The 1,024-nt window shown below is 46.1% G+C and carries 1 protein-coding gene; it reads right to left on the bottom strand.

Features of this window, described 5'->3' with window-relative positions; translation table 11 throughout:
* Positions 1–22: 22 nt before the first annotated feature.
* Positions 23–1,024 (bottom strand): polysaccharide biosynthesis C-terminal domain-containing protein (locus R7D93_RS26150; RefSeq protein WP_318129663.1); only part of this gene is annotated, 1,002 nt, incomplete at its 5' end.

Here is a 1,024-nt window from a genome sequence, read left to right on the forward strand (position 1 = left end):
CGCTCTTCCGATTTAGTCATCGTTACCCCACAGGAAAGAAGCCTAAATAGCGTTTTACAAAATAGAGCGCGGCAAGGTTTTGGATCGCCATGCCGATCGCCATTGCCCATGCAGCCCCCAGAACGCCGTAGCTTTGGCTAAGAAAAACCAAAAGAGCGATGGAAATAGTGCCTGAACAAATCGTGATGTATTTCATCGTTCTCTCATAGCCGCTCATTAGCAATAAAAATCCTACCGAGCCAGTGGCGATATTGACCATCTGTCCTAAAGAAAGGACAACTAACAGCGGAGCTGCCGCAAGAAATTCATCACCAAAAAGCTGCATGACGAATTCAGGAAATAGGGTGCAAACCAAGACAGGAAGTAAAGCTGCGCCAATGTTTGCACGACAAGCCCATCGACTTAAATTTCGCAGTTTATCCAGCTTTCCCTCTTTAAAAAGAGAGGCGAACATTCGGGCAACAACGAAGTTAATGGTAATCAGTACAAAGCCAATCAGTAGCGATGTTCGTTGCGCTGCTGCTAACAACCCTAGCTCCGTGGTAGAAATGAAAAAACCGGCAATAACAATGCTTCCCCATTGGAGGATATTGGTGAAAATGCTGCCAATCCACACTTGCTTCGCAGAGGAGATCAGTTCGATATTTGTTGTCGGGGTCGGCTTTTGATATTGACCAGAGCTAAACCATTTAGTCGTTGAAGCAATACTGACGATCAGACTCGCCAGCAGCAATGCCGCCATTAGGCTGTTGATGTTTTGTAAGTGCAGTGTGCTCAGGCCAATAATGAACAAAACCATGAGCACACTGACGCCGAGTTGAAGCGCGAATAGGGATGGCACCACCATTTTACTTGCTTGTAAAACACGGCTGTTGGTTTGTCCTAATACGAGGAAAGGTACGCACATCAGCGCGAGCGTAATCGCCACCATTGGACTGTTGGTTTGATTCAATTGATTTGGAAAAAGGTAAAAGCCGACAAAGAGAGTAACGGCAGCCATGAAACAAAATGTGATACTGCGAGG

It is taken from the genome of Vibrio sp. YT-15 (assembly GCF_033337445.1).
GTDB classification, from domain to species: domain Bacteria; phylum Pseudomonadota; class Gammaproteobacteria; order Enterobacterales; family Vibrionaceae; genus Vibrio; species Vibrio alginolyticus.